Annotated in this window: 23 protein-coding genes; 14 read left to right on the top strand and 9 right to left on the bottom strand. The window is 47.0% G+C overall.

From position 1 onward, the window contains the following. Positions 1 to 89 precede the first annotated feature (89 nt). From ACZ5KY_RS04905 to ACZ5KY_RS04885, 5 genes are all read left to right on the top strand, one after another. On the top strand, positions 90 to 968 hold the full coding sequence (locus ACZ5KY_RS04905; RefSeq protein ID WP_464242788.1) for a 4Fe-4S ferredoxin: 879 nt from the start codon (positions 90 to 92) through the stop codon (positions 966 to 968). Positions 969 to 1,053: 85 nt separating this feature from the next. Continuing rightward, on the top strand, positions 1,054 to 2,352 hold the full coding sequence (locus ACZ5KY_RS04900) for a lipase family alpha/beta hydrolase (protein WP_464242787.1): 1,299 nt from the start codon (positions 1,054 to 1,056) through the stop codon (positions 2,350 to 2,352). Positions 2,353 to 3,288: 936 nt separating this feature from the next. After that, the gene (locus tag ACZ5KY_RS04895; protein WP_464242786.1) at positions 3,289 to 4,725 is read left to right on the top strand and encodes a choice-of-anchor F family protein; all 1,437 of its coding nucleotides are present in this window, start codon (positions 3,289 to 3,291) and stop codon (positions 4,723 to 4,725) included. 51 nt (positions 4,726 to 4,776) lie between these two features. Then, positions 4,777 to 5,160 carry a hypothetical protein gene (locus ACZ5KY_RS04890; RefSeq protein ID WP_464242785.1) on the top strand — a complete coding sequence of 128 codons (384 nt, stop codon included), beginning with the start codon at positions 4,777 to 4,779 and terminating at the stop codon, positions 5,158 to 5,160. A 74-nt stretch (positions 5,161 to 5,234) separates the two neighbouring features. Beyond that, the gene (locus ACZ5KY_RS04885) at positions 5,235 to 6,500 is read left to right on the top strand and encodes a tetratricopeptide repeat protein (RefSeq protein ID WP_464242784.1); all 1,266 of its coding nucleotides are present in this window, start codon (positions 5,235 to 5,237) and stop codon (positions 6,498 to 6,500) included. A gap of 101 nt (positions 6,501 to 6,601) precedes the next feature. On the opposite strand, the gene ACZ5KY_RS04880 is transcribed toward ACZ5KY_RS04885, so the two are convergent. The 3 genes from ACZ5KY_RS04880 to ACZ5KY_RS04870 form a co-directional block, all read right to left on the bottom strand. Continuing rightward, entirely contained in the window at positions 6,602 to 7,528 is a 927-nt protein-coding gene (locus tag ACZ5KY_RS04880) for a SphA family protein (RefSeq protein ID WP_464242783.1), read from the bottom strand. Positions 7,529 to 7,631: 103 nt separating this feature from the next. Further along, a complete protein-coding gene (locus ACZ5KY_RS04875) occupies positions 7,632 to 10,142 on the bottom strand; it encodes a DUF748 domain-containing protein (protein ID WP_464242782.1) in 2,511 nt (836 codons plus the stop codon). Then, a complete protein-coding gene (locus ACZ5KY_RS04870) occupies positions 10,130 to 10,489 on the bottom strand; it encodes a winged helix-turn-helix transcriptional regulator (protein ID WP_464242781.1) in 360 nt (119 codons plus the stop codon). Before ACZ5KY_RS04870 ends, ACZ5KY_RS04875 begins: the two co-directional genes overlap by 13 nt. Before the next feature lie 276 nt (positions 10,490 to 10,765). Here ACZ5KY_RS04870 and ACZ5KY_RS04865 point away from each other — a divergent pair, with 276 nt between their 5' ends. Next, a complete protein-coding gene (locus ACZ5KY_RS04865; RefSeq protein WP_464242780.1) occupies positions 10,766 to 13,087 on the top strand; it encodes a putative bifunctional diguanylate cyclase/phosphodiesterase in 2,322 nt (773 codons plus the stop codon). Between the two features lie 21 nt (positions 13,088 to 13,108). Here the strand turns inward: ACZ5KY_RS04865 and ACZ5KY_RS04860 are convergent, their stop codons facing one another. From ACZ5KY_RS04860 to ACZ5KY_RS04850, 3 genes are all read right to left on the bottom strand, one after another. Further along, a complete protein-coding gene (locus ACZ5KY_RS04860; RefSeq protein ID WP_464242779.1) occupies positions 13,109 to 13,933 on the bottom strand; it encodes a CvfB family protein in 825 nt (274 codons plus the stop codon). A 50-nt stretch (positions 13,934 to 13,983) separates the two neighbouring features. Then, positions 13,984 to 14,313 (bottom strand): pyrimidine/purine nucleoside phosphorylase, encoded by a 330-nt coding sequence (gene ppnP / locus ACZ5KY_RS04855; RefSeq protein ID WP_464242778.1) that lies wholly within the window; start codon positions 14,311 to 14,313, stop codon positions 13,984 to 13,986. Between the two features lie 135 nt (positions 14,314 to 14,448). Then, positions 14,449 to 15,879: an aminotransferase-like domain-containing protein gene (locus ACZ5KY_RS04850; RefSeq protein WP_464242777.1), complete on the bottom strand. Its 1,431-nt coding sequence runs from the start codon at positions 15,877 to 15,879 to the stop codon at positions 14,449 to 14,451. 135 nt (positions 15,880 to 16,014) lie between these two features. Between ACZ5KY_RS04850 and ACZ5KY_RS04845 the strand changes: the two genes are divergently transcribed. Beyond that, positions 16,015 to 16,143 carry a hypothetical protein gene (locus ACZ5KY_RS04845; RefSeq protein WP_464242776.1) on the top strand — a complete coding sequence of 43 codons (129 nt, stop codon included), beginning with the start codon at positions 16,015 to 16,017 and terminating at the stop codon, positions 16,141 to 16,143. On the opposite strand, the gene ACZ5KY_RS04840 is transcribed toward ACZ5KY_RS04845, so the two are convergent. After that, complete coding sequence (locus tag ACZ5KY_RS04840; protein ID WP_464242775.1) at positions 16,138 to 16,566, bottom strand: YqaA family protein; 429 nt, start codon at positions 16,564 to 16,566, stop codon at positions 16,138 to 16,140. The two genes, ACZ5KY_RS04845 and ACZ5KY_RS04840, sit on opposite strands and share 6 nt — an antisense overlap. A gap of 259 nt (positions 16,567 to 16,825) precedes the next feature. Next, positions 16,826 to 17,218: a rhodanese-like domain-containing protein gene (locus ACZ5KY_RS04835; protein ID WP_464242774.1), complete on the bottom strand. Its 393-nt coding sequence runs from the start codon at positions 17,216 to 17,218 to the stop codon at positions 16,826 to 16,828. 118 nt (positions 17,219 to 17,336) lie between these two features. On the opposite strand from ACZ5KY_RS04835, the gene ACZ5KY_RS04830 reads away from it, so the two are divergent. Further along, a complete protein-coding gene (locus ACZ5KY_RS04830) occupies positions 17,337 to 17,597 on the top strand; it encodes a GSU3529 family protein (RefSeq protein WP_464242773.1) in 261 nt (86 codons plus the stop codon). A gap of 22 nt (positions 17,598 to 17,619) precedes the next feature. On the opposite strand, the gene ACZ5KY_RS04825 is transcribed toward ACZ5KY_RS04830, so the two are convergent. Further along, positions 17,620 to 18,543, bottom strand: coding sequence for a LysR family transcriptional regulator (locus ACZ5KY_RS04825; protein WP_464242772.1), 924 nt, complete (start codon positions 18,541 to 18,543; stop codon positions 17,620 to 17,622). 154 nt (positions 18,544 to 18,697) lie between these two features. Between ACZ5KY_RS04825 and ACZ5KY_RS04820 the strand changes: the two genes are divergently transcribed. The 6 genes from ACZ5KY_RS04820 (at position 18,698) to lysA (ending at position 25,071) form a co-directional block, all read left to right on the top strand. Then, positions 18,698 to 18,874: a symporter small accessory protein gene (locus tag ACZ5KY_RS04820; RefSeq protein WP_464242771.1), complete on the top strand. Its 177-nt coding sequence runs from the start codon at positions 18,698 to 18,700 to the stop codon at positions 18,872 to 18,874. A gap of 67 nt (positions 18,875 to 18,941) precedes the next feature. Next, positions 18,942 to 20,558, top strand: a complete 1,617-nt coding sequence (locus ACZ5KY_RS04815) for a sodium:solute symporter family protein (protein WP_464242770.1) — start codon at positions 18,942 to 18,944, stop codon at positions 20,556 to 20,558. Positions 20,559 to 20,686: 128 nt separating this feature from the next. Next, positions 20,687 to 21,823: a mechanosensitive ion channel family protein gene (locus tag ACZ5KY_RS04810; RefSeq protein WP_464242769.1), complete on the top strand. Its 1,137-nt coding sequence runs from the start codon at positions 20,687 to 20,689 to the stop codon at positions 21,821 to 21,823. Then, positions 21,820 to 22,236, top strand: coding sequence for an HD domain-containing protein (locus tag ACZ5KY_RS04805; protein ID WP_464242768.1), 417 nt, complete (start codon positions 21,820 to 21,822; stop codon positions 22,234 to 22,236). The genes ACZ5KY_RS04810 and ACZ5KY_RS04805 overlap by 4 nt, the downstream gene beginning before the upstream one ends. 518 nt (positions 22,237 to 22,754) lie before the next feature. Further along, on the top strand, positions 22,755 to 23,660 hold the full coding sequence (locus tag ACZ5KY_RS04800) for a bile acid:sodium symporter family protein (protein ID WP_464242767.1): 906 nt from the start codon (positions 22,755 to 22,757) through the stop codon (positions 23,658 to 23,660). A 145-nt stretch (positions 23,661 to 23,805) separates the two neighbouring features. Beyond that, a complete protein-coding gene (gene lysA / locus ACZ5KY_RS04795; protein WP_464242766.1) occupies positions 23,806 to 25,071 on the top strand; it encodes a diaminopimelate decarboxylase in 1,266 nt (421 codons plus the stop codon). Positions 25,072 to 25,077: the final 6 nt, after the last annotated feature.

The following is a 25,077-nucleotide window of genomic DNA, read 5'->3' as shown; positions in this document are numbered from 1 at the left end:
TTAAAAAATTGAATTATGACAAAAAAGAACTGCCAGAACCAAACCAAGCCTTATACGACAATCGCTAAGATGGCTAGGAAGAATTTACCATGAACTCAGTAGATCAAAACAGCACCATCGCGCATATTGAGCAAATCATTCACGATTTCTGGGCCAGTTCCCCAACCAATAGTTTACATCTCTATGATGATGAACAAGCGTGGTGCAAACCACATGTTGCCATTGCCGCAGGGAACGATCCGCTGTTTGCTACGCTAAAAGAACAGATCGGCCCATTTCTTTGGACCCCCCAAGAAGCTTATGCGCTGGCGTTTCCCGATACCCCAGTATCAGCCGCTGAACTGCGAGTGATCAGTTACGTACTGCCGCAAACCGAAGCGACTCGCAACGACCAGCGACAGGAAAAAGAATTTCCTGCCAAACGCTGGGCAAAATCTCGCTTTTATGGCGAGGAGTTCAACTGCGCGCTGCGCTCACATCTGGCCAAAACTCTCACGACCTCAGGTTATCCAGCGCTAGCGCCAGAGCGCCTACCTGACTTCGGCACCCATAACTCAAAGAACTTTGGTATCGCTTCTAATTGGTCGGAGCGTCACGTTGCTTTCATCGCCGGACATGGCACCTTCGGCCTCTCGGATGGCTTGATCACCCGCTGGGGCAAAGCGGTTCGCTTCGGTTCAGTGGTGGTGAAAGCCGACCTGCCACCGTCAAAACGGGACTACGGCGACAACCATCACGCTTGGTGTCTATGGTACGCTAAAGGCAAATGTGGAGCCTGTATTTCTCGGTGCCCAGCCGCTGCGATTACCACCGATGGCGGCCATGATAAATCAGCATGCTTCAACTACATTCGTGAGGTAACCGCCCCGTACGCGACAAAAACTTACGCCACTGGCGCTACCCCTTGCGGGCTGTGTCAGGTAAAGATTCCATGTGAAGCTCAAATTCCGCCCGTACTGCTAGCGTAGTGGTCCAAAGCAACCAGCTCAACCCATGGCATTGATTAAACTCCATTTTTTCATACGGTAAATTTATACAATGAGGTTAACTTTTATGAAATTCATACTAAAAATAGTTTTATTTTTACTGAGTCCACTACTACTTCAAGGATGCTCTACTCATAACTTCCTCAATCTAGTAGGGCTATCAGGTCTAGCAGCCAATGAACAGTTAGCAGAGGTTGACCAGCTGTCGCTACTTGAAGGTAAAGTAAAAAACAACCTCGGCGGCGAAGGACCTATTGTGCTGTTAGTCATCGCCCTTGATGAAACAGGGAAGAAACCCAAATCAATTGTCGGTGAGCGTTTGATTTATGGTGACGGTTCATTTCGCTTTAGGCAGGCGAGCGGAAACTTTTTCCTCTTCGCATTCCAAGATGAAAATGAAGATATGGAGTTCCAATCTACCGAGCTTGTTGGCTGGAATGGCGATGCAAGGATGACAAGAGTCACCGCTGGAGTAGATATTCTCGATCTTCTGATAGAGATGCGCCCGATTGAAGTCTCGCGTAAAGAGCTGCCTCAACTCTACATTCCACACCTTGAGCCACTACCCGTTAAGATTCCACAAATGGTTTTTGGCGAAGTGGTGACTCTCGATGATCCGCGCTTTACTGCCGAAAATGGCAGCCTCGGCATGTGGAAACCGAGCAAATTCATGAAAACCATCGAGTCAGGAATCTATTTTCTCGAACCCTACAATCCCGACAAGATTCCAGTGCTGTTTGTGCATGGTGTGGGCGGAAACCCCAGTGAATGGCGCACGTTAGCGCAAGGACTTGACCGCGAGAAATTTCAGCCATGGTTTTATTATTACCCATCAGGATTACGCTTGCAGGCGCTTGGTGAAGTGCTCAGTGAAGAGCTACAATATATACAAGAGGAATATGAATTTACCCAGATGGCGGTTATCGCTCACAGTATGGGCGGGCTGGTCTCGCGCGCAGCGATTAACGACCTGGTCTATGAGGAGCGCAGCGATTTCATCCACTATTATTTAACGATTTCGACACCGTGGATGGGTCACGACATGGCTAGCAAGGGAGTGGAGTACTCTCCAGTCATTATCCCCTGCTGGTACGACATGGCCCCCGGAAGCCCTTTTTTACAGCAGTTATTCACTAAATCTCTGCCACGGGAGCTTCCTTACCACCTTTTGTTCAGCTACGGTGGTGAGCAAAGTATGTTTATTAACGAGAGTAGTGATGGTGTCATTGCATTACGCAGTCAACTACGCACCGAGGCGCAGAATGCTGCCGTCGACATTCGCGGATTTAACGCCGATCATGTCGGAATTCTTCATGATGCTGAGGTGGTAGCGCAATTAAACGGGGTATTGTCGAACCAAAAGTGATGGGATAAGTATAATTACTCAGCAATGATGCAAAAAGTTCGGCCCAATCCAAATAATTTCAAAAAGTAAAATACAATTTTGAATATTCATGCGCCTAAATAAATCAAATCATTTTATCGGTATCTGCAGAACGGATACCGATAAAATGCAACACAGCTATAATAAAGTATTTATCTCGGTAAAGAACTCAGTCACTATTTTTATCGGCAGCTACGGATTCAACCGTTCCAACTACATCACTTCACAAACACCCTACTTTTACTTAAGTAATTCAAAGTTAAAAACACCTACAAAACCCCTTAAATCCACAACACAAAAATCGACACGACAAAACAACATCGACGACAGATATCACTTAGTTAGCAATCGAAACAGCAGAAAAACAGTTACAAACAAACCTCAATTTACACAGATCATCGGTGGCTTAATTTTAGAGTAAAATCAAAACAAATAAAAATTGACCCGCCCTCTTCTCCCACACGTACAACACCATCTATTTCAGAAAATTAGATAAAAATTGACATTTAAAGCGAAACATAAAATTATATCTAATCAATTAAACTAAAAACATTATATTCTCAATTTTATAAAAATATTCACAAAATTGCTTTTTTGCGTTAAAAACCGCACTTTTCGCCAAAAGAACCCCCAATTTTAATCTTTCTGAGCAAAAACACCCAATCGAATTCCTTATACCTTCATGGATAATACTTATACCCCCTCTAATGAAGCGCAAACAGGCGTATGAGAATTACATACACCGAACTGGCACGCTCAATGCAAAAAGGTTGAATGAACGTTCGATTTCCAACAGATTTCAAACTTTGTTCTGATATTGCTGCTAACTCACCTTATGGGAAGGAGAGCATCTGAACGAAGTGCTTCACGGGGCAGCAATCTTTCAGTTGTGTACCACCGAAGAAGAGGAGTAAGTAGATGAAACGAACTAAAAACTTAATTTCAACAGCGGTTGCTATTGGAGTCGCTCTCGGCACCATGGCAACATTTAATGCCGCCGAAGCATCTCAGGTTACGGGATGGGATATGGACGCTGTTGAGATTGGGCCTGCCACCAACGTTACAAACCCTGCTTTTGTTTTTGATCAGTACAATTACATTCCCGAAGGGTCTTTGGTTGATCCGACTACAGGTTCCGTAGCAACCGGCGGTTTCATGCCAAGCGGTTATGATAAATACGGTGTTGGCACGAACTTCTTCACCAATGGTGCGATGACCTGGAAAGAGCGCGACACTCAAGGCCCCGGGCTAAGCGTTGTCAATAACGATGACTCAACTGGCGAAAACTGCATTATGTCAGCAGGATGGAACCCAGATTCAACTCCTACCGCCACCGAGATGAGCGACTGGTGGGGCGTTGACCTCAAGCAATGTTCTGATCCTTGGCAGTCAAGCAAGCGTTTTAAAATGGTCAGCTATGTTATTGATGGCCCAGTTGATTTAACTTTTAACGTTTCCGATACAGGCAGTGAAGATATCTACCGCATTTTGCAAAAATATGGCAATCAAACAACTGAGCGCATGACAGGCTACACCACTCAACTCGGTTTTGTTGATGCCAACGGCAACTTCGTTGAAGCGCAATCGGGTCAAGGACTCGCCTTTGGTCTGCGCGACGGCACCAAGTTCTCCAACAGCGCTCCGACAGCGAGCAGCATGGCTAACCAAGGTGAGCTCGACTCGCTGATGGCTCACGGCCTATTTGGCGCTCCTGACAAGCACCACGCAACGGCAGGATACTTCTACCCATACGCCCGCGCATCATTTGGTCTTCTTGCTGGTGAAACCAACATCGTTACAACAGGCTTAAGTCAAGTCCACCGCGATCTATTCGGCGAGTGGCTCCCTTCAAACCAAATGAAGGGTGGCTATTTCTTCGACATGGACGGCATCTCCTACACTGACAACTCTCTCATGGCGAGTTGCGATGGTGCTTTTGACGAAGAAGCCGCTCTAGCTGGTGCAGCGAATGCTGGCTGCGACGGCACATGGGTAACCTATCGTGAGTCTCTTGATGTCGTTGATAATGGTGACGGCACATGGACCATTCCACCATCCGTTGGTACGGACATTCGCCAGCCAGTTGCTGTTGACGCAGCAACACTCGCAGCATGGGCAGCAAACCCACTCTGGGGCCCTGCCGATATCGACGACCTCGGTAACGTTAACATCAACACCTACATCACTGTTGGCAGCACAAATGATTGGCCAACCAGCGATGGCAACGGCAATGCAACATTCACTCTACGCATGACTCCAATCTTTGATGCGGCTGCCGCCCAGGCTGAGCCTGGCACAACTGATGCGCAGGACTTTATTGTCACCGTTACCGCACCTACAACGGTCATACAGTAACGGCCACGACGGTCACTGAAACTTAAAACGTATCGAACCTTGGAGGATAGAATGAAATTGTCAAAAGTACTACTTTTTGCGCTGGTATTCGCATTAGCAATGGGCACCATGGCACACGCTGGAAGCCAAGTTCAACTCAACCAAGCAGCACTGGTTAAAGCGGCCATTCAGAACACAACTAACACCAACGTTAGCGCTGCGGTGAAGCTGACGGGCTATGACGATGTGGGCACTATCATCGGCCACCTATGTCAAGAGACCTATCTCGGTGCAAATAGCACTCAAAGCCTAAGCTTCAACTGGCAAGCACCAAGTTATGCTACCGGTATTTACTGGTCACCGAAGGTTGTTGTCGGCGGCAGCTGCGAGACTCAAGATGTTAGCTATGATCGTGACAGCGACAGCGACAGCGATAGTGATGGCGACAGCCATTAAGGTTCCAAGATTAACATCGGCCCTTGTCGCCACCATTGCGGCAAGGGTCTTTTTACCCTCAACATGGAGCACACATGAATTCAACAAAAGAGTCCGTCACCCCATACGCTTTATTCATTTTGCTTATGACCTCTTTTGCTGTGATTGCCGTGCAATTTCCAACACTGTATATCTGGCTTACCTACGAAGATCTTTTCGGCGAGTGGTGCCAATTTTACTTGTTTGCCATCGCCCTTATCATCAGTGCACGACTGGCATTCTCGCGTTCAGAGTTTGGAATTTTCTTTGCGCTTCTCGCCGTTTCCTGTTTTTACGTTTGCGGCGAGGAGATCTCATGGGGACAACGATTATTCAATCTTGAAACACCGCAGTTTTTCCAACAACACAACCTGCAACAAGAGACTAATCTGCATAATTTCATTACTGGCCCTTACGACACTGGACTCAAACGAACAATTGAAACCGTTCTCGCACTCGGGCTGATCGGTTTCGGTGCTATTTATCCGCAACAGTGGACCAATGTTTGGCGCCCAGTTCGGCTACTAAAAAAATTCATCCCGCCTGCTCCCATCTATTTATGGCCTTTTTTCTGTGTGGGTGCGTTACTTGAGTTGCGTTTACTGCATTTCAATGAGGCTGAATTGGCTGAAATTCTCATCTCGCTTGCCCTCGCCCTTTATGCACAACATTATTGGATGCTCCATAAACAGCAACAGGTAAAAACGTATCGCGCCACAAGCAACAAAACTATCATCGCCACAACAGCCATCGCTCTCACATGTGCCGCACTAACCAGTACCGCACTTTTTTCTAGCCCAAACTTTCGCCCCCAAATAGACAACCGTATCAATAAAGGGATGAGTAAGTTTGCTGAGCGCTATCAACGCTACAATCAATGGCAACACAGTCAGTTTTTGTATGTCGAGCTGCTAAAAAAGAAACCCAAATCAGTCTCATTATTACGCAAACTTGCCCTAACGCAGCACCAACTGGGCCACGTAGACCAAAGTCAAACAACACTGACAACAGCCATCCGCCTTGACATGATTAAGTACTCTAAAGACCCCAGCAACACTCCGCTCAATCTCTCCCTCGCACGCAGCTTTAAGCAGGCGAACAATGAGGAGCGTGTTGCATTTCACCTACAAAAAGCCATCGATAGCAGCCTACGCATAACCAACCTCCAGCCTGACAATGCCAACGCAATGTACTGGCTCGGCCGTGCCCACCTACAGGCGGGTGATAGCGCAGCAGCAATCAAATACTATGAACGGGCGTGTCACCTCAAACCAAGCACTCCGCGCTACTTAAGAGCCCTGTATAAGGTGCGCAACTCGTAACCTGTACAAAATTACTTCCCAACAAAAAGGGGCAATTGCGCGCAAAAAAGCCCGCCACTGAAAAGTGACGGGCTTTTTTCTAACAAGAGGAATAACAGTATCTAAAAGTGGTGCACAAAACGGATATTATAGCGCTCACCTTCGGTTCTATTTTCAGCACCAGATTCAAAATACGAATTAAAAAATAGATGATTATTCTGATCTAAATGCCACACCAAACCGGGGCCAACGGCAAAGACCTTTTCACCGGTACTTGGCACATTGTGCCCATTAGCTTTAGAGCTGCCAATTTGCTTGAAATAGTAACCGTTGATACCAATACGTAACGCATGAGGAATCACCTCATAGGCGACAGCAAAATTTGCGTGAGCCGCTTCACCGGCCTGAGTATCGTCAGCACCAGAAACAACAAACGGATCGTCATTCTCTCCATTCCACAAATAATGGATACGCCATGTTGCCGTCAACTTGGGGGTCACAAACAACGTTGCCGCCCAATAGGGATTAAACGCCCAAGCGTTACTTCCCGGATTTAAGACTTTATCATCGTCGTATTTACCCGTAGGGAGTATGGTCTGCAATTCGATGCGGTGCATAAACACAGGACCATTTTCACCCATAATCGGATCCCACTGAATAAATGGTCCAATGAGAAGGTCACCAACACCGGCGTTATTGTCTGGAATAAATTGCGATGGATCACTTTCCAAACCCACCACAGGGACAATCACATCAAGACCCCATTTCCCACCAAACAGCACGGGAGTGTCGGATTGATAGATCAACTGATTAAGGCTGACCCACGCCTCAATATCAGCATCGGTTAGGCCAGTGTCGGCAAAACGATCCGCTTGATAGTATTGAATATATTCCGTAAAATACAGACCAGGGCCAGCAGGAGGTCCACCATCAACGAAGCTAGTAAAACCAAGGTTAACGGATGGTTGATCGTAAGACCACGCTGGTGTCGTCATCACTCCAAGTAGACAGATCAACACCAAACAAAAACCAGAACAACATAAGCGCATAGAACATCCCCCAAATTATAATTCAATTCTAAACGTCATCAATAAATGTTGGATAGAGCCGCCAAGGCAGATGGTTATGTCAATCTGTTTTACTGCTACAATATTACTGAAGCACAAGTTCCACCCCTGGATTTCCTGTCTCCACAGCAGCCGTTGGTCGGCACAGCAACACCTGTGCGGCCTCAACTCCACCTTCTAACAACAACTCTTTGACCATCACAGCACGCTGGTCAGCAAGCTCTCTCCGCATTTTTCGAACCAGTTCAACATCGCTCTCTTCCAACATGAACACCTTATGATCGGACTCAGTAAAAACACCACAGGTTGAAATAGATAATTGTGGCCGCTCATTCAACAGAGTCGTGATGTTCGCCAAGTAGTCCCTTGACGTCGTTATGATGACAGCCGTACCCGGTTCAAACACCACTCGTTCAAAATTGAGAGCATTACCAATACCAAGCAGATTACCCGCCTTAGTTACAATTCCCAAAGGAGCAAGGGGAAGCATGACGGTATTATGCAGAGTATGGATGATTGCAGAACGAACGATTGACCCAATACGGATACTCGGATCATTAATTTTTCCATGAACAGGCAGGTGCAAATCAATATCACCACTGCGATCACGTAGCAGAGACAATGCAAGATTGACGGGCAAGCCAATATTTTGTGAGGCTTTCATTTCGTCTTCAGCGGAAAGAGCTTCGAGGCGGAGCTGCTTAAAATTAATATCACTTTCGAGGGCCATTATTCCATTTTCAATCGGCAAAGTGAAATCAAGATTCATCTGCCCTTGCTTAAGCTGATAGCCAATACTTTTTTCGCTGTAGGGTGAAATCGTTGCCAGATTGAACTCACGCAATGTACCCATAAGTTCAAGGCCAAGAGGTTGCATAAACGGCTTAACATGACCGTTAACTGCAATACTCGAGTAATTCCCTAATTTCGATGAAAAGACGACAGAACTCTGCTGCTGTGGCGTATTGCTGTCGAGATCATTGATTTGCAGCAACACGTTATTTAGGGTCACAGGGATCGGCGGGTTCATGGTTGAATCGACGAGGCGCACTTGGCTGTTTTGATCAATTTTAATTTCATCAATCCGAACAGCAAAGGGTGACTCAGTCTTTTCCTGCGGCTCAACCTGCGGCTCAACCTGCGGCTCAACCTGCGGCTTACTGACGTCATCTTCTGCCGCTGGTGAAAACCACTCCTGTAGATCAAGCGCACCATTAACGGTACGCTTCAGACCAACCCGTAGCCCAGCAAGATGGAGGGCAGACACATGAAGTTGATCCATTTCAGCCAGTGCCAGAGTAGAGAGAGAAGTCCGCTCAATCGCCACACTGTGCGATGAGTCTGCTTCAGCTCCACGCTGCAAGGCCTGAATACCTTGCGCAACAATAGTGCCGATATTTATTTGCTCTAGACCATCAATTGACAGTCCGCTTAGATCAAGTTTCTTAAGCGAGAAAAGCTGACGCTGTTTGGCTAAATCCGTAACTGAACTCTCTGTCAAACTCAGATCGGCAGACAAAGTTAGTTTGTCGCCAACGACTGCTCCCTTTCCTCGCCAAGTAACATGCGGTTGTTCAATTTTCAGTCCCGAAGCAACCAAATCAAGATCAACATCAGCGAGAGAGAGAGCACCATCAAACGTCAATTCAGGCGTTGTTGCTAGATCCACGGTGACATCACCCGCCCAATGACTGCTAAGTCGATAGAGAAACGCCTGAGGTGTTCCAGCGCGTAAATCTGTCGCCTGAATCTCGCCAGAGATCGCAAGGCTCACAGTCCGTGCCTCATCATTTGAGTTTGATACGGTCAGCTGCAAAGCACACGCAACAGCTCCAGCGGCCTCACTTAACCCCGAATGATCGAGCGTTTTAGCGATAGTATTGAGGTTAAAGCCCGTCAAACCGATAGAGGTATCCACTAGAACATCAGCCGCAAAAGGTGAAATCGCCCCCTCAAGCTTAAGCGCGCCACCATTAACTACTAAATCAGCACTAATCTGGCTAGCGAGGTCACTGCGCCAACTGACAACAGGCGCTACAGAAAGCTGATTAACAACAACGTTCAGTTCGGTAGTCGGTGTTTGATAGCGTAGTTGGAAGTTATGTGCCGAAACGTGACCACTATGAATTCCCCATTCAGGAGTTTCTGCTGCCGCTGAGGTGTCTGGCAACACCGCAGGTTCTTGCGTTGAACCATCGGCTAAAGAAAAACCTGCAATAACCAGTTGTGCGTCGTGTTCTTGAGTTAGGTAAAGGACCCCCTCATCAACGACGACCTGTTCAACATACAATCTTCGCTGCAACATCGGCCACCAGCTGATTTGAACCTTCATCTTTTTGGCCGCAAAAACGCGCTGCTGAAGATGATAGATCTCAAAATCTTCTAACTGAACTGTGCCGTTAAAGAAGTTTAGATCAACATCGCCAAGCTGGGCGCTCATATCGGGTTGTTCATTCAACCAATACTCGCCACCAAGGCGTAAACCAATCGGCAGCGCGCACAGCAACACGGCCAACAACGCTATCAACCACAGCAATAATCGCAACCAGCGGCGATCACGAAGCAACACGTTCGCCGGTGGCACTATCCCTGACATCGGATAGCACCAGCGGATTCAGTACCGCCCTTTTGCTGATCAAATTCATGCCCCCACTCGCACATCAAATTGAGGATAGGGATCACACTGCGACCTAGGTCTGTCAGGGAATACTCAACCCGTGGTGGTACTTCAGCGTAAACTTTCCGATGCACTAAGCCGTCTCGCTCCAAATCTCGCAGCTGCTGGGTAAGCATCTTTTGTGTCACTCGCGTCAAACGCCGCTGAAGCTGACTAAAACGCAACGTTTTCTCCCGCAAATGCCACAAGACAAGGCTCTTCCATTTGCCACCAATCACCTCTAATGTCACCGCGACAGTACAACGGTACTCCTCAACTTCACTCATAATCCCTCGCTATTCTCCATTAGTATCTTTTTCGACACTACAATCCTTAACAACGACTACTTTCTTTCAATCTACATTCATCAGGATAGATTTGCAACGATGCCGACGGCATCAATTCGCTATATTAAATTAATTATGACACCTCGACACTGACAATATATAAGCGGGACCCAAGCAATGCCTTGCTTTTCAACCGCTACGATTATAGAATTCTAGTAATGTATATGGTAGCCACACTGCCTTGCGTTAACAAAGCCAAAGGAACTAGGAGCGCCCATGCCACTAGCACCCACGTCAACAGCACACAACAGCCCAGCCACTGAACTCACTTCACGCCGTGAGCGCACGCGGCTGATCGTTGGGGTTCGCACCCAAATCCTTAGTGCAGTGGTCCTTTTTTGTATCACATCAGGGCTATTATTATTCAATAGTGATTCCAGCTTTCACCTCAGCATTCTACAACTATCCCTACTGCTTGGCACCCTGTCTACGGTCAGCCTATACAATCTTGTCTATCGTTTTTATTACCACCGCATTGAACATTTTCTCTATATCGACCACATCCATATCCTCTTAGATATCATCGTTATTACGGTGCTTATCCACTTCACAGGCGGTGGTTCAAGTTGGCTGTGGCCACTCTATATGGTTACCACCATTGAAGCTGCGATTCTACTTGAGAACCGCCGCGATGTACTCGGTATTGGTGCTCTCAATGCCCTATTTTATGGTTGGGTACTCATTGCTGGCTATTATGACATTCTGCCCTATATCTACCGGCCGATTTCTGCTGAGACAGGTAGCCAAGATTCAATCTTCTTATTACTGCTGTGGTTTTGGGTCAGTTTTATCAACACCACGGTTGCCTTCATTTGTACCTTTTTGATGCAAGCATTGCGTCGCCACTCAAACGAAGCGAACCAGTGGGCAAATCAATTAAACAATTTTCTCGACAATGCCAACGATCTCATTTTTAGCTTTAGTGCCGATGGCTCCCTCAAATACGCCAATCAAGCCTGCAAAAATGCACTCAATCTAAATAAAAGCAACGCCCAGTTAAACATTCATCAACTCATCGACAACAATCACCTCGTCCGTTGGAAAGACCACCTAAACAACCTTGAGGACAAAGGTCTCTTTGAATTGGGTGAATTTTCACTTACACCATCCGAGCAGCAACATCACGTACACATTCTCGGCAGCGTCACTCAGGACAACTCGGAAGAATCTACTTTACTGTGGGGGATATTCCGTGATGTCACTGAAACTAATAAAGCGCAGCAACAACTCGACAAGCTTAACAACTTTGATCACCTCACTGGCACAGCAAACCGCAATAGTTTTATAGAACGTGCCAGCCAAGCGACGCTGATGGCTAAACGCGATAAACGTAATATAGGTTTTGCCGTCATCAATATTGACCGCTTTAAAATGATTAACGATACCCTTGGCACAGCGATAGGTGACTTGGTGCTAAAACTCTTTGCTCATCGACTCATGCGCAATGTACGTGAAGTTGATGTTGTCGGTCGCCTTGCAGGAGATGAATTTATTGTGATGCTTGTCAATGTTGACAGCGTATTGATTGTTGATCAGTTGGCCAACAACTTAAGCAAAGTACTCGCTGCCCCCATGCAGATCGAGAATCACGAACTCTATTTAACATCGAGTGTTGGCCTTTCGCTATTCCCCCATGACAGCAACGATCCTGAAATTCTCATCAAAATGGCTTCTCTGGCCCTTTATCATGTCAAAACAAGCGGTCGAAACAATATTCAATTTTACACCGATAGTATGGATCAAAAACGTGACAACCACCTACAGCTACTCAATGCCCTTCATCACGCCCTCGACAACGATGAGCTAGAGGTTTTTTATCAGCCAAAGGTCAATATTCAAAGCGGCAAGATCAACTCGGTTGAGGCTCTTTTACGCTGGCAACACCCACAACTTGGACAAATTATGCCGGGCGATTTCATCCCGCTCGCTGAAGAGTCTGGATTAATCAATGTCATTGGTGAATGGGTATTGCGCCAAGCATGCCGACAAAGTGTTGCATGGGAAAAAGCGGAGTTACCGGGCATAAGAGTGGCAGTCAATGTTTCAGGCTACCAACTACAATTCCACAGTTTCTTAGCAACGGTGACCAACATTCTTGCTGAGACAGGGCTGGATGCTGATCTACTTGAACTAGAAGTGACGGAAACTGTGGTGATGCAGAATCCTGAATCGGCACACAACATCCTAACGGCCATTCAAAAATTAGGTGTCCACTTGGCGATTGATGACTTTGGCACAGGCTACTCATCATTAGCGCACTTAAAGCGGTTCCCAATTTCCTCGCTTAAAATTGACCGTTCTTTTGTGATTGATATCGAAACAAACAGCCAAGATGCTGCCATCGCATCAGCGATCATCGACATGGGGAAGACGCTTGAACTGAATATCATAGTTGAAGGGGTCGAAACCTCGGGGCAACTACACTTCTTTAAAGAACGGCAGTGCCATGAGATCCAAGGTTTTCTCTACAGCGCGCCCGTTTCGGCAGATCGATTAACTGACCTGCTCGAAAACGGGTTCAAAGCACAAACATCTTAATACCACAAACACCAACGGGGGCTATTTGAGACGAATCTGTTGATCTTCGAGGACAATCAAGCCCTCCTTGTACAGAGCGCCAACGGCTCGTTTAAACGCTTTTTTGCTTAAACCAAGTAACGCCTCAATTTCCCCGGGCGAACTTTTATCGGTCAAAGCCACAACGCCACCTTCACTCTGCAAATATTCGAGTAAAAATTGGCGCGCATCCTCTCGACCTGCCTTGCCAACTTTTTTCAAAGTTACATCAATCAGGTAATCTTCACGAACACGTTTTATATAGCCCTTAACGGTAATGCCACGGCCCATATCTTTGGTTAATTCATCGCGATAGAGTAAGCCACCATAACGATTATTGATGATCACTTTAGCGCCAAGATCCGTTAACTTCCACAACAGCAGATCAACCTCTTGGCCGACAGTTAAATCAAGATGTTCGATTTCCAAATGGCGATCAATTCGAGCACTGCCGATCAAACGTCCGGTATTATCTATGCAGACGCGCACCAAATAATAGCGGTCAATGCTCATTCGATCAGGTTGTTCGCTAAAGGGAACAAGCAATTCCTTATCGAGGCCCCAATCTAAAAAGGCACCAAAGTTATTGGCCTGACTGACCCGCAACATCGCAAATTCACCAACCTGAGCAGCTGGCGGGGTAAGGGTCCCGACGAGACGGTCTTGACGACCGCGATAAACAAAGACGTCCAACTCCTGACCAACATGCATCGTTGGCAATACTTCGCGGTGCGGCAACAACAGCATCTCATCGCCAAAAGGCAAATGGGCTCCACTTTCGTCGATTTGACTAATCGGTAACGTATGAACGCGGCCAATTTCTAACATAAATAATCTCCACAGCTAAACAGCAGCAAGCATATCAAAGTGATGTCATTTTATTTATACGAACACACATATTCGGTAACACCATCGCTGACTTCAATTTCAAAATAAGAGTTTGCTGGCACATCAAACCAATTATCATCTTCAAAACCGATCCACTCTCCTTGCCCAGCAATCTTTACGCGACAGGAGCCAGCGATAATTTCCATTCGCTCGGCGGCATCAGTATCAAATTTATACGTTCCCGGAAAAATAATTCCGAGGGTTTTTTTTTGCCCATCAGCGCAAACCACACTGCGGCTAACCACTTTACCATCGAAATAAAGATTCGCTTTACAGGTAACAACGACATTTTCAAATTGGTGCGGCGAACAATAATCCATTTAACAACCCTCCAAATTAAAGCTATTCCCAATCCATATTCGTATTTCCATCTTTTATTGACTTCTGCTTTGGTAGCACAACTTCCTGCAACTTCACAAGATATTTTGGTACAGCCGAGAAGTAACGGCTCACCTCTAGATTTTCACCATCTCATGCGCTAACCGCCCAAGAAGAGCTACCCCTTGCGCTAAACGATCATCCCACACCCCATTACAACTAATACGGATAAAATTGGCGTATTTTTCTTGCGTGGTGAAAATTGGCCCCGGTGCAATACCAATCCCGTTTTCCCGTGCACGGTAAAAATATTCAGTTGCATCAACGCTATCGGGCAACTCTAACCACAATACGCCACCACCGCCAGGCCGAGTAACCTTGGTTCCAATCGGAAAATGGCGGCTCAATTCCAGCTGCATGGTTCTCATTTGCTGTTGTAATGCATGACGTAAGGTTCGCAGCTGTCGCGTGTAATAACCACCATCGAGATAGGCTGCTACGGCTTTTTGGGTTGGCGTAGCACAACACACGTTGGTGGTATATTTCACTTCGAGGGCTTTATTATAATAGCGCCCTGGCAGCATCCAACCAAGACGATAACCTGGAGCCAGTGTTTTTGAGAACGAGTTACAGTGAATGACACCATTGTGCCGATCAAACTGCTTGAGTGTTGTCGGTCTATGGTCGGTGAAATGAAGGTCGCCGCCAACATCATCTTCAACCAAGGGCACATCATAATTTGCCAAGAGTTCAACAACCTGCTGCTTGCTTGCATCATCCAACTGACTGCCATCAGGGTTATTGAAATTTGCGGCAAGAATACACGCCTTAACCTCATGACGTTGAAGTATTTTTTCAAGCTGTCCTGGACAAATCCCCCGTTGCGGGTCACTGGGTAATTCAACGGCGCGCAAGCCACAGTTTTCAAGCAGTTGTAAAAAACAGTGGTACACTGGTGATGCAATGACAACGGTATCACCGGGACGGGTCAAGGTGCGTAAAGCAATGAACACAGCTTCCATAGCACCACAGGTAATAATCACCTCATCAGCATTGACCTGTATTCCTATTGATAGAGCATGTAGAGCGATTTGTTGCCGCAAATAAGTATCGCCACTAATGCCGCTATAGGCAATCCCCTCGGCATCGTTGGCACGCAATTGCTGGGTCATTAAACGGGTTAACATTTTAGCAGGCAACAGCGATGCATCGGGGCAAATTACCCCCAGTGGCAAAAGATCATGTTGACCTAAAGTATCCAGAACTTCGCGCGTTAATTGATGGCGATTGCTCATCCTCGGTTGCAAATCTAAGATCGCTGGTCCTTGCGGTTCAGGCAACTGTGGCTGTGTAGGCAAGAGATAAAATCCCGACCGATCTCGTGCCTGAATAATACCACGCCGCTCCAACTCGACATACGCCTGACTTACAGTTGAAATAGATACCTGTAATCGCTGACTTAATTGGCGTAATGACGGCAATTTTCCATCAACGCTAATCGTACGGTTTTCAACCATCTGCAAGATATAGTGTTCCACATGTTGATAACGAAACCGTTCCTCTTTCATCGCCCCTCCTAGAAAACTGTACTGCTTGATTTTTAAAGTATCTGCATCTGTTTTGCAAACAGATTTTGTAGTTGAATCTCTGCAACGCAATTAAAAGGGGTAATCTAATTCTTGCTTTAGGGAGGGGGAACAAACATGAAAGGAATATGGATCGTATTACTATTGATCTTAATGGTGTGCCTCAGCTGCCAATTGAACATGGAGCAGCAAGAGAACAACACAAGCAACCGCTCTGTTGAGGAGCTCAAGCTCGCACCACTATAAGATCGCGACAACCACCAGATAACGGCCGAGTTTGCCCACGGTGACTAACGCCATAAACAACCAAAGAGGCGTTCGCATCCCACCAGCAATAACAGTTAGCGGATCACCGATCACGGGAACCCACGCCAACAATAAGCTCACACTACCATAACGATTAAAACGATCACGAGCCTGTATAAGCTCTCGATCTGAAAGTTTCAGCCAGCGCTGCAACACAGGCTGACTGGCCCACCAGCCGAGAGCATAGCAGGTCAGTGAGCCAAGCACGTTGCCAACTGTTGCCACGGTAACCACTAAAACAGGATCGGCACCATTGGCCACTAATAGGCCCAGCATAAATTCAGAGCTTAATGGTAGGACTGTGGCGGCTAGAAATGCCGCAAAAAACAAACCGATCACACCGTAATCGAGCAACCATTCCACTCTGAACCTCTTTTTCTGTATAACGAGATAAATCAACATAACGCAACAAAGCCGATTCGGAGGAGGTATCCGAATCGGCTTTGTTTAATATACTATTAGGAAGAAAGGAGGTATCAAAACTTGCCTGCCACGCCAAGCTTTGATGGTCGTGACTCTAGCAAAGCAAATCAACAACGAACACCGTCACTTTCGCATTTATCCGATGGTCGAGCCACATCGTGAGACTGTGCTGATGCACAGCTTAACCTCAATATAACCCTTAACGCTCCAACGGAAAGCCGTTTCGCCGCCACGTCATCATATGACCATCCAAAAGTTGAACCGGCTTTTTACCCACCAAAGACAGCAACCCTCTTGCCAGCACTGCACGACTACCCGATTCACAATAGATCACAGCGGGCGATTTCTCAGAGGTGACAATCTGTTGGCGCCGCAGAATCACAGCCCAAAATGGGATATGGACAGCACCAGGGATATGGCCATTTTGATACTCTCCCTGACTGCGAACATCAATAATCATTGGAGTATTTTTTTGCTTTAATTGTGTCTTCAATCTTTTTGATGAAACCTGATCACTACACCCCGTTACGGCAAATAACATCAACAATGAACAACTTACCAACGGACGATTTAAGTGTTGACATCCAACCATAAAAGATTCTCCAAATCGAAAGTAGGATCGATCGGTTATTGCAAAAGAACAGTTAATAGGTCATCGTAGTGAGCTGGTTATAACGAATTGAAACAAAAGATGCAACAAGGAGCTCACAATGGACCTGTTTGAACGTTTGACTCAATCAATCATTGAAGAATATGACAATGGTGAACTGCCCCTTAACCTCGTTGCCCCGCTACAGCAGGTAGCGAACAATTCTGATCAATTCAGCGATAAACTTAGTATTGTTGAACTCCTCCTCAAGCAGGTTAATGCGTTTGAGCCTTATTGTGATTGCGGCTGCTTCGCCGAAGGGTTCAATGCCAAAGATGTACTTAAAACATTATCACAACTTGGAATCAATCCAGAGCTTTAGACCGCCCGAAATCGCAACGCCGTTACAACCAGTAAGGACTTTCTTGCGAGTGGCCACTGCCCTCGTCAACGGTCTGCCATACCTGTTGCACCATATCGACCACGGCGCGAATACGCGACTGGCTGGCATTCTTGCTTGACCACGCAATCCCCAGCGGTAAAGTCAGCCAGCCGGGCTCCCAAATTTTCACCCGCCCCCGCTTTACCAACGGCAGTGCTTCATCTTCACGCATCATTGCAACACCCTGACCATCAGCAACCAGCTCACGAACGATCTGCTCGTCGACAGCGATAATTCGCCGATGTGGCATCAACTGTTGCCGCTCTAAGCGCTCCATTAGCATGGTATAAAATGGGCAATCGTTGCCGACCCATATCCACGGTAGATCAGCAAGTCCTGACCAATCAAGTTGGCTCATATCGGCAACCATCCGCGTGGGAACCACCACACACACACGCACCTGAGCCACCACTTGATGAACAATATCGCCCTCATTCATTCGACCATAACAAAATCCAACATCAATTTGACCATCACGTAACATCTGGGCGGTGTTGATCGTTTGACTAATTTGAAACACCGGCTGTACTTCACCATGCAGTTGGCCCAACCGGCGGCTAATATCGGCAATACGCAAAAAGGCGGGGCTGGCGTTTAGGCCCAAAGTCACCATCTCACCGGCTTGATGATGTAATGATTGCGCCTGCTCCCTCAACTCGCGCACAGAAGCTAACACCGTCGTCGCATGTTCAAGAATCTGCTCCCCCTGCAGAGTCAAACGCATTCCGCGAGCGCCGCGTTTAAACAATACCATCCCTAAATCCTCTTCCAATGCTTTGAGCTGACTGGATAAGGCCGACTGGCTTAAATTAAGAGTTTTCGCCGCCCGCGTTAGGTTTTGAGTCTGAGCAATAACAACAAAAGATTGCAATTGATAGAGTTCCATCGTTTAATCGTTCGAAAATATCGAACGCTCCATTCGAAAGGTTCAATTGGATAATTTATCAAAATTCCTATATAAAATAAGAAGATACAACGTTTGACAGTTTTCTGTAAACACAAATCACCACAATCGTCAATCAATTACAAGGATGACTAAAATGCTTGGACTCGAAGGCACAATGGTTCCTCTCGGACTTATTTTAACACTGGCAAGCACCATCGTCTGTGTGATCTATGGTATTCGAAACTGGAACAAAGGCTATATCACCAAGGAAGAGTTGGCGCGTGAAGCACAGTGGGATAAAGAGCAAGCCGAAGTCGAAAAACAACTCTAATCGTTCAACATCAACCTGCCTGGATCTGATTTTATATAAACGACCACTGCACCACGGAGAACAAAACATGAGCATCCCTTTACTCACCAGCGTTGTTGTTGTCTATCTCGCCATTATTGGCTTTTTATCGCTACGCGCATGGCGCACCACCACCAGCACGTCGGACTACCTTATCGCGGGCCGAGAGATCCACCCGTTTGTGATGGCAATATCATACGGCGCAACCTTTGTCAGCACATCTGCCATCATCGGTTTTGGTGGTGCCGCAGCGGTATTTGGTATGAGCCTACAATGGCTCACCTTTCTGACGATCATTATCGGTATATTTATCGCCTTTGTATTCTTCGGCCGGCGAACTCGGATTATGGGCCTCAATCTTAACGCCCACACCTTTCCCGAATTAGTCGGTATGCGCTTTCAATCCACCCGCCTTCAGGGTGCGATGGCAACTCTAATCTTTATCGCCATGCCACTTTATGCCAGCGTGGTGCTGATGGGCGGGGCAAAATTTGTCGCCCAAATCCTTGCCATTGACTATAATATCGCCCTGTTTTTTCTCACCATCATTATCGCCATCTACGTCATTATGGGCGGCCTCAAAGCGGTGATGTACACCGATGCTTTTCAGGGAAGTATCATGTTTTTAGGCATGGTAACTCTGCTCTGCGTCACCTATTACAAACTAGGCGGCATCATCACAGCTCATGAAAAATTGACGAGCATGAAAGAGATCGCCATCACCATCTTTGGCGCCAAAGGACATACTGGCTGGACCAACTTTCCCGCCTTCGGCTCGGAATATTGGCTAGTTGTGGTCACCACCATCATTCTTGGGGTGGGCATCGGTGTCTTGGCCCAACCGCAACTTATTGTCCGCTTCATGACAGTTAAAAGTAATCGCGAACTCAACCGCGCAGTGTTGATTGGTGGAATTTTCATCTTGGTTGTCGTCGGTGTTTCATTTGTCATCGGCCCGCTATCAAACGTATTCTTCTACTATGAGAACCCCGACACTTTAGGCAAAATCTCTCTCATCGCCGCAGACAAAAATGTGGCGCAAATCATTCCGCTCTATATTAGTGCGGCCATGCCACAATGGTTTACCGCCTTGTTCATGATCACCCTCCTTTCGGCAGCCATGAGCACCTTGAGTTCACAATTTCATGCCATGGGCGCAGCTCTTGGCCGCGACATCTACGAAAAAGCTCTCGGCCAAACAGGTAACACCATCGTCCTAACTAAAGTGGGTATCCTGTTTGCAATTTTAATCAGCTACATTTTAGCTTGGGCGTTACCAACATTTTTTGAGGGTGGAACAGCAATTATTGCTCGCGGTACGGCCATCTTCTTCGGTATCTGCGCCGCAGCATTTCTCCCCATGTACTTTGGTGCGCTATACTGTAAGAACATGACACGCCGCAGTGCTTGGGCGGGATTCTTCACGGGCACCCTCGTCAGTGTCTTCTGGCTATTCTTTATCCACATTAAAGAGTCAAAACCGTTACTTCTTTGCCGCAACCTATTTGGTGTCGATTCCCTTGCCGAAGGAACCCTGTGGACAGTGGTTGATCCTCTGGTGATTGCCCTGCCCGCGGCAATTATTGTCACGGTTCTTTTTAATATCAACCAACAGACAGAGTGCAGCAAAGCACACATTGATGCCTGCTTCGACAAGATAAAATAATGCACCAAAACGGGGACAGCACCCTGCTGTCCCCGAGCAAATCTGCTGATTCGACCTTAAACGGTTGCCGGCATCGACCACCTCACCTATACTACCTGATGATCTCTCACCCTTGATCTGAGGATATTATGGAACAACTTCATCCGTGGTTTAATCTCGTCTTTTTCGGTATCAGCGTTAAACAATACGCCCTCGCTGGTGCCATTTTACTGATCTGCCTAATCTTCAAGAAACTACTCAGTGGCCTCCTGTCGCGCGTCATTTTCCCATTCGTTGATCGCACCGAAAATACCTTTGATGATCTATTACTGCAAAGCATTCGCCGTCCCCTTGAACTACTAGTACTCATCAGCGGCCTCTTTATCGCCTTGCAAGTATTACAATTGCCGACGGAACCCATCAATCTTCAGCAGCTGGGGCAATCTCTGGTCAAAGGGTTATTCACCTTCAATATCGCCTGGGTGCTATTTAATGCCGTCGACATCCTTGAACAAACCACAGCGCGCTGGGCAAGAAGAACAGGCTCGCCACTGGATGAGCACCTACTGCCATTTATTCGCAAAACAACGCGCGGCTTCATCGTCGTACTGGCGATTATTCTCGTTATTCAAAACCTCGGCTATTCGATCTCGGGACTCCTTGCTTCGCTTGGGATTGGTGGCTTAGCCGTCGCTTTGGCGGCCAAAGACACCCTATCGAACATTTTCGGTTCGATCATGATTCTCCTCGATCGACCATTTCGTGTCGGCGATTGGGTTAAAACAGGCGACCTTGAAGGGGTTGTTGAAGAGATCGGCTTTCGCTCGACAAAAATCCGCACCTTCGCCAAAACCATGATCACCGTACCCAACAATATTATTGCGACCACGGCAGTCAACAACTTCAGCCGTATGCCAAAGCGACGCATCAAAATGACCATTGGCGTATCCTATGACAGCAGCCCGCAACAGATGCGTGATGCCGTGACGGCCATCCGCACCATGCTTGAACAGAACCCCACCATCAACCAAGACTTTATGTTGGTCAACTTCACCGCTTTCAGTGCCTCGACTCTTGACATACTTGTTTATTGTTTCACCTCAACCACCAATTGGGGCGAATACCTCCAAGCGCGTCAAGATGTTTGTCTAAAAATCATGGATATAGTCGCCGACCTCAAAATGGAACTGGCCTTCCCAAGCCAGAGCCTCTATCTACACGATATGGGATCAGCAGATGAAACACGTGAGCCGAGCCAACAGCAACAGGAGAGATTGACACCATGAAGAACGAGCAGATCAAAGGACGATTAATTAAAGCGATGGTCGGTTTTTTTGAGCACGACTACCGCCGAATTAACCATGCCATTGAAGTGCTGAAATATGCCGAGCAAACGGTTGAGAACACTCCTGAAGCCGATGAAGAGATCATGATTGCCAGCGCCATCTTACATGATGTTGGTATCAAGCCATCTGAATCAGAACTCGGCTACAACAATGGCAAAACACAAGAACAGTATGGCCCGCCGATTGCGACAACACTGTTAGAAGAGAACGATTTCCCTGCTGAGAAGATCGAAAAGGTTGCGCAGATTATCAGCAACCATCACTCAGTCTCACGCTACGATTATGTTGAACTTGAAATTTTAAAAATAGCGGATCGGATCGTCAACAACCTCGATGCCGAACAACAGGCGTAACGCTATAGAGACCGAAATGAAAACCTTGACCAACCAAATTGAAGCAAACAAAACCCCAGACCTTGCCGAATTAAACGCTCTCAAGCTCGAAGACCGAGAAGATTACGATCTCGCAGTGACGTGTTAAAGAGAGTCAGAAAAGACGAGGAGGAGATTCTTTCATCGGCTGAGTTAAGGAGGTCTCCCGACCTGAGCGACTGAATACACCAAAATAGTGGCACATCGTACTGTGCAACCACACAGAAACGATGCGTTAATTAGGTGTCAAACTTATACGGGTGTGACCGTAGGCGAAGATAATTTGGTTTGTTAAAGTAACAACCATCAAGGCTTGTTGTGGCAGGCGAGACTTGATAAACCTCCTTTCTTCCTAGTTATAAATAAAACAAAGCCGATTTGGACGCCTCCTCCGAATCGGCTTTGTTGCGTTAAAAATAAAAATCATAAGATAAAATGGACCAGACAATGAAAGGCTGATAGCCTTGCAGGCTAAATTGGCCCAGCACAAAGGAACATCCATGCTAGCAACCATCACCTTTCTTTTTCCACTGTGGGCACTGCTCTGTTCGGCTCTCGCCTTCTTTGCCCCACACTATTTTATCGCTCTTAAGCCCTACATCATCCCCCTGTTGACCTTTATCATGTTCTCGATGGGGATCACCCTGACACCCAGTGATTTAGTGCGCGCGCTGACTCGGCCCAAAGCAATTATCCTCGGCGTTAGCTTACAATATTTAATTATGCCTGCCACGGCCTACCTCATATCACGTCTTCTTGGACTCCCCACCGAACTGATGGCTGGAATGGTCCTCGTTGGCAGCGTGGCTGGCGGTACAGCATCAAATGTCATCACCTTTCTAGCCAAGGGAGATGTTGCCTTATCCATCACAATGACCCTAACCTCAACACTACTTTCCGTACTAGCAACGCCATACCTCACCCTACTTTACGTCGGTCAAACGGTTCCCGTTCCAGCAACAGCAATGTTAATCAGCATCGCCAAGATGGTCCTCATCCCTCTGCTTTTTGGTGTGCTATTCAACAGAGTACTCGGTGAAAAACGTCAGCGAGTTGAACCCTGGATTCCTCTTTCCTCCATGATTGCAATCGTTACCATCATCGCCATCGTTGTCGCTTTAAATCGAACAAACCTCGTTACCGTTGGCGTCCTCGTTTTTGTCGCCGTCATCCTCCACAATGGTATCGGTTTGTGTATCGGCTACAGCGCAGCCCGGTTAATGAAGTTTGACAAAAAGGTCGCACGTACCATCGCCATCGAGGTCGGCATGCAAAATTCCGGTTTAGGTGTCGCGCTGGCGAGCAAATATTTTGCCCCACTGTCAGCTCTCCCCGGAGCGGTATTTAGTGTCTGGCATAACATTTCAGGATCACTGCTAGCGGGTTACTGGAGCAAACGAATTTAAGTTAAAACACCACCCGCTGCCGCCACAGCAAAAAAATCTATTGCACTCGCCCTATCATTTTATCTATTATACTTGATTATAATTTTTCACATTCACTGCACTGTATACAGTGCGGATAAATTTAATACTAAAAGGAGATCAACCCATGCCCATGTCTGAGGGTTTTAAACAACGTCTATTTAAAGCACTACCTGAAATTGCTGCACACTACGGCACCCCTTTTCACATTTACGATGAGCAAGGTATTCGTGAGACTGGCGAGCACCTAAAGCAAGTTTTTTCTGGCATTGACGGTTTTCGCGAGTACTTTGCCGTTAAAGCTCTGCCTAATAAGCGCATTTTAGAAATCATGAAAGAGATGGGCTTCGGTTTTGATTGCAGTTCGATCCCTGAGCTAATTATGAGCCGTGAACTCAACGCAGGGTTGGAGGAGATCATGTTCACCTCCAACAACACCAGTGATGAGGAATTTGCTTTTGCTGAACAAGGTGAGGGCTGTATCCTCAATCTTGACGATATTTCACTGATCGACAAAGTTCCTAATTTTCCTGAGCTGATCTGCTTCCGCTACAATCCAGGGCCACGCCGTACCGGTAACGTGATCATCGGCAACCCTGTTGAAGCAAAATATGGCGTTAGTCACGAACAGGTTGTTGAAGCCTACCGTAAGGCGCAACAACGTGGTGCAACCCGTTTTGGTCTGCATACCATGGTCGCTTCAAACGAGTTAGACTACAGCTACATGGTGGAAACATCACGTATGGTTCTCTCTCTTGCTGAGCTGGTGAAGAGCGAGTTAGGCATTGAGTTTGAATTTGTCAACATCGGTGGCGGCTTCGGTATCCCTTACCAGCCTGAGCAAAGCGCTTTGGATATTGACACCATGGCTCAAGAGATCACCGCTTTGTTTGATGCGTTTAAAGCTGAGCACGGTTTTGCCCCGCGCATGTACATGGAGAGCGGTCGCTTTATGACTGGACCTCATGGCTGCTTGGTCACTAAGGCGATCAACTTTAAAGATACCTATCGCCAGTATGTGGGCGTCGATGCCTGCATGTCAGCGTTAATGCGGCCAGCACTGTATGAGGCGTATCATCACATTGATGTGGTCGGCAAAGAGGATCAAGCTGCTGACACCACCTATGATGTTGTCGGCTCACTGTGTGAGAACAACGATAAGTTTGCCGTTCAGCGTCAACTACCAAAAATTGATGAGGGCGATCTGCTTGCTATCCACGATACCGGCGCACACGGGCACGCTATGGGCTTCCAATACAATGGCCGCTTACGTCCACAAGAGTTGCTACTGCGCAGCAACGGTAGCGTTGAACTGATCCGTCGTGCTGAAACAGAGGCGGACTACTTTGCTACACAGAACTTTACTAGCAACGAGTTTTCTCCTGCTAAGTAATTGAGA

This window comes from Desulfuromonas svalbardensis (genome assembly GCF_055389415.1).
The sequence above is the reverse complement of the archived record's forward strand: the minus strand, read 5'-3'. Positions and strand labels throughout refer to the sequence as shown.